Annotated in this window: 9 protein-coding genes; all 9 read right to left on the reverse strand. The window is 58.5% G+C overall.

Annotated features, from left to right (window positions below):
• Positions 1 to 782: baseplate J/gp47 family protein (locus tag VN887_03665; GenBank protein HXT39100.1), on the reverse strand; the 782-nt coding region annotated here is incomplete at its 3' end.
• Positions 779 to 1213 carry a GPW/gp25 family protein gene (locus VN887_03670; protein HXT39101.1) on the reverse strand — a complete coding sequence of 145 codons (435 nt, stop codon included), beginning with the start codon at positions 1211 to 1213 and terminating at the stop codon, positions 779 to 781. The genes VN887_03670 and VN887_03665, both read right to left, overlap by 4 nt.
• 47 nt (positions 1214 to 1260) lie before the next feature.
• Entirely contained in the window at positions 1261 to 1593 is a 333-nt protein-coding gene (locus VN887_03675) for a hypothetical protein (GenBank protein HXT39102.1), read from the reverse strand.
• 14 nt (positions 1594 to 1607) lie between these two features.
• On the reverse strand, positions 1608 to 2276 hold the full coding sequence (locus tag VN887_03680) for a phage baseplate assembly protein V (GenBank protein HXT39103.1): 669 nt from the start codon (positions 2274 to 2276) through the stop codon (positions 1608 to 1610).
• Complete coding sequence (locus tag VN887_03685; GenBank protein ID HXT39104.1) at positions 2273 to 3193, reverse strand: hypothetical protein; 921 nt, start codon at positions 3191 to 3193, stop codon at positions 2273 to 2275. The genes VN887_03680 and VN887_03685 overlap by 4 nt, the downstream gene beginning before the upstream one ends.
• 44 nt (positions 3194 to 3237) lie before the next feature.
• Positions 3238 to 4383, reverse strand: coding sequence for a hypothetical protein (locus VN887_03690; GenBank protein ID HXT39105.1), 1146 nt, complete (start codon positions 4381 to 4383; stop codon positions 3238 to 3240).
• Positions 4380 to 4871: a hypothetical protein gene (locus VN887_03695; GenBank protein ID HXT39106.1), complete on the reverse strand. Its 492-nt coding sequence runs from the start codon at positions 4869 to 4871 to the stop codon at positions 4380 to 4382. The genes VN887_03690 and VN887_03695 overlap by 4 nt, the downstream gene beginning before the upstream one ends.
• 25 nt (positions 4872 to 4896) lie before the next feature.
• Positions 4897 to 5394, reverse strand: a complete 498-nt coding sequence (locus VN887_03700; protein HXT39107.1) for a hypothetical protein — start codon at positions 5392 to 5394, stop codon at positions 4897 to 4899.
• 28 nt (positions 5395 to 5422) lie between these two features.
• Positions 5423 to 6468: phage tail sheath C-terminal domain-containing protein (locus tag VN887_03705; protein ID HXT39108.1), on the reverse strand; the 1046-nt coding region annotated here is incomplete at its 5' end.

Genomic DNA, 6468 nt, shown 5'->3' on the forward strand with positions numbered 1-6468 from the left:
TTGTTGACGGTCTCAATTCCGAGAATCGGGCGATGAATTACGCGAATTGCATTTGCCGGGACTACACCGGAAGATCCAGTGACTACCGCCTGCACCGGAACTTCAACGCTGAGATTTCCGCGTCGCAAAGTTTGCGCCTGGATAGTTTCAAACAACACCGGTGGCGGCTCGGCGGTAGAGAGCTTGGTGCCCGCGGGAATGAAAATGTCGGCCGGAGAAGGTGTCGACCGTCCGAAGATGACGGTGCCTGAAGCGAAGGTGACATTGCGACGCGTGACGCCTACAAGGGCAGAAATTTGATCGAGATCGCGTCCGCCGGCGGTGTCGAGGAAGCCGGATTTATACACCTCTTCCAATTGCCGTGAGACGACTGCAAACTCGCGCGCGAAACTTTCCGCGAGCAGCCGGGTTACGCTTCCCGGATTGCGATCCGTAAGCTTCGGAGCGGCGCCCCCTTCGGATAGAGATTCAAAGTTTGCGTAAAAAGTCGTCCCCTCGTCCGGCCAGACTGCGTCCGCTTTCGGGGTGCCGTCGTCACGTTTTAACCAATCGATAATCGAGCCTTCCAACAACCTGTAATCGAGGTTGAAGCGAAAACGGCGATAAACTCCGTTGGCAATTCCAAAGACCTGGACGGTATTCGGGATGATCGGATCCGGATCGGTGAGCCGGTACGGTTCCAGCTCCTTCAGAAAACGAAAATGCTGCCGCACGGCGCCGCCGGTAAGCGCCATCAACAGATCGTCAACGAATTGGGCGTATGGCTCAGACGCGTAACTCAAAATGCGACTCCCAGTGAAAAAGGCACTACCAGATTCAGTGGCGCCGGCTGGCCGATAACCCGTACCAGCAACTCAATGCGCACCGTTTCGCGCGGCGGATCGTGTTCGGCCCTGACTTGTGCGGAGATCACGCGCTCGATGCGCGGTTCATCGCGGAGCGCCTGCAGCACGTACAACTTGATCAAGTTGCGGGTTCGGTCGACGTTTGGCTCGCCGATAAGTTCGTGATGGCGCGAGCCATAATCAGGGTGTCCCAAACCAGCGAGTTCACCTTTTCTGGTTTTCAGGCGGTTGGCAATCGCCTGGGTCAGGTTCTCGATTCCTTCGCCAACAAGTAGATCTCGCTCACGCCGCAGCCCTTCAAACGGCTTTCCACTGGCGAGGTCAGCGTCTTCGAAAAACCCACCACCCAAAGCGTAGAGCAGTCGCAAATCGCGACCGAAAAGTGGCGCCAACTTTTGTGCGTCCCGGTTCGCCATCATGGTGCTCCCTGATCGTTGACGAATGGCGCCGCCGGCGGACCCAGGATCGCCAGAATTCCCGGACCTGAAGGAATCTGATCTCCAAGCCTCACCAGCGCCATCCCGTTGATGTTCACCGAACCCGATCCACCCGAACCAATCGGCAGCGGATAGGGAACGCCGGATACCGAGTTAACCATCTGACAGATACTGCCCACGGTCGCCAGCGGCATTCCGTTGGCAGTCGCAATCGCCTGAGTGATGGCGACGATAACTCCGCTGTCGGGCGGTCCGGACGCGCCGGGGCTGAGCACGACTGCACATCCCATGCTGACTGGTGGTCCAGGCATCTGCGATCTCTTTCTCAGCTAGCGCTAAAGCTGGTCATGCCGGCGAGTGTGAGCGCCGGTCCCTTCACCTTCGCGTTTGATTGGCCTTCAAGTGTGGTTGAGAGGCCCTTGATCGTTACGTTTTGTTGCGCCGAGAGCTGCAGATTACCGCCGGCGTCGAGCGTCATGTCCCCGCTTGATTCGATGGTGATTTTTCCGGGAGACTTGATAGACACGTCTCCGTCGCGTTCAACGATCACCTTCGTTCCACCGCTCTCGATCTGAATCTTGTCATCATCGATGGTCAGCGTCGTACCACTCGGAAGTTCCAGGTGCAGCCGTCGAATCGACGAGTCCTCATCTCCGAAAGGTTGGTAAACAGTCTCGAGCGGTCCGGCTTGTGGGGGCTGCTTTTCATTGTCGTAGAGCGACCCGATTACCACCGGCGCGTTGATGTCGCCATCGGCAAAAGCGACCAAAACGAGATCGCCCACTTCCGGTAACATCGAAAAACCCAAACGACCCACGGTCACGGGCGCGCGCTGCAACTCAATGCCGCTGGATCGCAAACGAACATTGACTTGATGATTGTTTTCGCTGCCGTCTCCAGGAAACACTTCGGTGACCAGTCCCAGTTCATTGAGCCGGCAGCGGGTCAACTCTTCGCGGACGATAGCGCGCAGCATGGTGACGGTATCGCTCATAAAGAGACCCCCTGACCGCCCGCGCCTTCTACTCCCAGTGAGGTCAGGAAGCCTGAGGCGTCGAATGCGTGCGCCACCTCGAGTACACGCAACGCTTCTGAGTCCCCGCCCGGTAGATCGGTGACTTCAACGATCTCTCCCGGTCTTACCTTTGAATCACCAACGAGTTTGACCCAACCTCGAAATGCCGCACGCTCGGCCCGCGTACCAAGCGCTTTGGCCAACGCGTCGGCGGCGGCGCGGCTATGAAAGGCGCCAATCACGCGCGACGGCTTGCCGGAAGTTCCCACCGGATCGTGCAGCAACCAGTGCCACTTCTGTTGACCTGCTTCGCTACCGGCGCCATGCGGTGCAACCTCAGGCGCCTCTGCAGGCTTTCGGTTTGCAGCAATTTGCCATTCGATCACTTCGGCGCCGTGCCGGAATGTTCGCGTCGCCGTGCCGGAGCGGATGGGAACAAATCGCAGAGCACCGGAGGGGCTCGCGCCGACTTCCGCACCAGTCAATCCGGCAAGGTCTAGCAGATGTCCCCAAACACTGCGCCGCTGGTCCACGCTATATGCCTCGAGTTTTACACTTGCCTCGATCTCATCAACGTCAACTGCTGATGCCAGATCGCGGACGATGTCGGCAATCGACTGGCTGACGTACGTCTGCGAACGCCTGGCTTGACTCAAAGCTGACGTCGCGCTCAACCCTTCGATAACCACTGCTTCGCCAGTTCGCAGAACCGAAGTCACTTCACCGGCAAGCACGTCTTCTTCTGCGTCTTTAGTGCCCAGCGCGATCGCTAATGAAGCTCCCGGCTTTGCTTTCGCAAATTTTGAGACCGGCCACACGACAATTTCCGCCCAGTGATGCGCGCCATTGCGGAGCACGACGCGCAACCGCACGAGGCCCGCCTCAGACGCGCTCAAGTCGCGTCCGTCGATGGTGATGATGGCGGAAGGCCGGCCGGGTTTCATTGCTCCAGATCCTCGAGGCTAATGCCGTGACGTGCCATTTCCTGGTGTAAAAGCAGTCTGAGATGCGAAGCAAACTCAGTGCTTTCCAAGCCGCTAAAAGACTGTGCAGCCGCAAACGCAGCAAAGTCCGGCTCGCTTGGCGACCGAAATTCTTTTGCAGGCCCGCCGCCACTCTGAAACGTTCGTGCAGCCAGTCGCTGCAGTCCGGTTCGCGGAAAGTTTTGTTGTGAATGGGGCGGATCTCTTTGAAGAACTGACTCACGTTCACGCGAAACGGTTTCACTTGAAATGGTTTCTTCGCGGAGTGGCTGCTGCTGCCGCGCTGAGCGGACTCGTTCGACCGCCGCGCCGAGGACCTGTTCAAACAAGTCACTGCGCGGCGCCTGTTCACCGCCGACTTTTTTCTTGCCGGCAACTCTCGCCGCCTCGGCATCCAGAGATGCGCGTGCGGGAGCCTGGGGTATCGAAATGAGACTCGATTTTGAAGCCGCAGTTGCGTCTGAGGCCGCTGGGACTCGATCGAGTTGCCGGACATCATTGGCTGCGGTTTCGCGAGTTATCCCTGAAGGGTTGTTAAAAATCGAAGTTCGAATCCGGCGTTCAACTTCGCGAACGTGCCGACGCACCCTGTTATCAACTGAAGGAGCAGTCCCAAGCCGAGGGACCGATCCGCCTGGTCTTGAGTTGTCCGCAGCGGCCTCTTTGTGAGACTCGACAAGGCGAGCAATCGCGGAGAGTGTTTCGGTTTTTGTTTGCTGACTTACCGCCGGGTTGGTCGAAGTCGTCAGTCGCGCCAGTGTGGGTGCGTTTGCTAATGGAAACGACCGACTGGTTTGATCGCGGTGCGCGTCGCCGCCTGACGACGAAGAGTGTGGTTGATGAGTCGCTGCCGGTTCCGGGCGCCCGTTCGAATCGCGTTGGGCGTCGATCCGGGCGAGCGCTTCGTCAATCGGTGGTCCGAAAGCGCCAAACTCGATTAACGGCAGCACCGACTCCTCCGAATTAAGAATAGGTAATTCCAGAGTTGACTCCATTAGCGAATGCCAGGCGCTCTGAAGCGAGGACAGCTTGCGCATTGCGCGACCAGCGGCCGCCGCTTCGATCCACAACCTACTCAGCGCCGGATGAGGAGCAGCGTTCATAGTTGCACTCCCTCCCGGTCACCCCGCGCCAGCATCTCGAGGTACAACAGCACCTGGCCCAATGTCAGCCCCGAACATTGTTCCGGCGTCCAGCCGAATTCACGCGCCAGGATGAAGCAGGCACGCGTCAACGGCGCCCGGATCGCGTTTTCAAGATCATCGCCATCGAGAGCAAGTCCACTCACGGCGTTGACCTTGCCCAAAAGAAATTGAACCAGCCCCGCCGACAGAGCTCCCACTTGTTCCGTCGTAAGTTGTGGATTGACCAGCGCCTGCTGGACCATCAGCACGCTGGTCAGCACTTGCTGTTCTTTCGCAGCCGTCGTCACCCGCTGCACATCGCGCACCGTCAACGGACGCAGGACGACTTCACCCGCCATCGCGCCGTTCGACTCGCCGTCGGAATTGAGGAGCGCAGCGGGAATCTGCACATTATGAGTGGAGGAAGCTCCCGCGAGGAGATCTTCCGCGGATAAGGCTTTAGCCATCGACCCTCGGCTTTCGAAAAAAATCCTAAGCTCCAGCCTTGTCTTCAACCTTGACCCAGAGGGCACGGAAGCTCATCTTCTCCATCGCAAAATCATCTTCGGGCAGGTTGTAGGCCCACTCTTCCACCTTCACACCCATGACCGTCACCGTCGAAGTGACGCCCGGAAGCGATGGGTTCTCGAGCCGGACATTAAGGTTGAAAGACGGGCTCACGAAGCTGCCCGCCGGGCGGCTGTCGGCAGCATCACCCAGCATCAACTTCAAGAGCGCGCCGTTGATATAGGCGCGATCAATCGTCCCGTATACGTTCACGTTGCCGGGCCGCAATTCAGTGGGAAAACGTTGACCGAGTTCGTGAAAAGGCTGAACGTCGTTAGTCACCCGCACGGTTACGCCGGTGACCCTGCCAATCGGCGTAAGCGAATAAGCATCGTTGATCGCTTTAGCCTTGTCCCCTTCCGGTCCCGATTCGACGGCGAGGGAAATCGTGCCGTCTGAACCTCGATAAACTGTTGTCGCCATAGTTCCTCCAGAATGAAATGACCAGCGGTTATTCCAGGTTCATGATCACCTTGATGAAATCGATTGAGAACGTTGGCCGCAAGGTCATGGTTACCAGAGCCACGCCGACAATCTCCTGCGCGCGCGTGGCAGTGACTTCGAGCTGATAACTGATCAGCATCTCATCCACCACCATGCTGGCGAGGAATCCATCCAGAGTTGCTTTCAATGCCGAGCGAACTCTGGAATTGTTCAGCCGGCCGATGTAAGGATTGGAGCCGATGCGTACGCCCGCCTTGGCGTAATCGACGATGCGTCGCACTGAAATCTGTCGAAACGCACCAGTGTCGGTGGTGATGCCTTTCAGCACCCGGATTCCCAGGTTCCTTTGCAACACCAAAACTCGATTGCCCAGCAACTGCTTTTGCTCAGCGCGTGTGTAAAAGCGGGTCAGGTCGTCAGCCGCGACGTCTTTATTCGTCAGGCTGATGTGCGGTGCCAGGGTCGACAAGCGACCGGCGATGAGGCCGGCGGCATAAGGCGCCGTCAACTTCACGCTCTTGTTTGCTTCGCCCACCCGCGCGGCATCGTCAGCCACGATCCCCGGCGCCACCAAAATCAGGCGGGGACTACTTCCCTTACTGGAGTCGTTAGCCACCTTCGCCAGTTCGTCGCCTGAAGCTCCCAGCACGGCCATTCGCTCACGCCCGTCGTTCTCTGTTGCCTCGAGATGGCCGAGCACTGTTCCCGTAATCGCGTTGGCGTCAAGACCGCCCACCGCAACGATGTTCACGGGTTCGTTCGCCAGCAGAGCGAGCCCGCTAGCGATTTCTGTGGCGGTCGCGGTGACGCCGTCCGGCCCGCCCACATTCCCACCCGTGGCTGCGGTAATCGTTTTCGGAACTTTGAGCTTGTCGGCGTCAGCCAGCCCACTCGCACTTACTAACCGGCTGCCATCATTGATTGCCTGGGCCAACTCGTCGGCGTCGGCGCCAACGAAGCTCTCTTTCACGCGCTTGTAAACCAACTCCAGGGTCACCGGGCCGTCGGTGGGAGAGGTGAGCGTGGCCGCAATGTCGTTGGCCCACGTTCCTG

The organism is Candidatus Angelobacter sp., assembly GCA_035607015.1.
Lineage (GTDB): Bacteria > Verrucomicrobiota > Verrucomicrobiia > Limisphaerales > AV2 > AV2.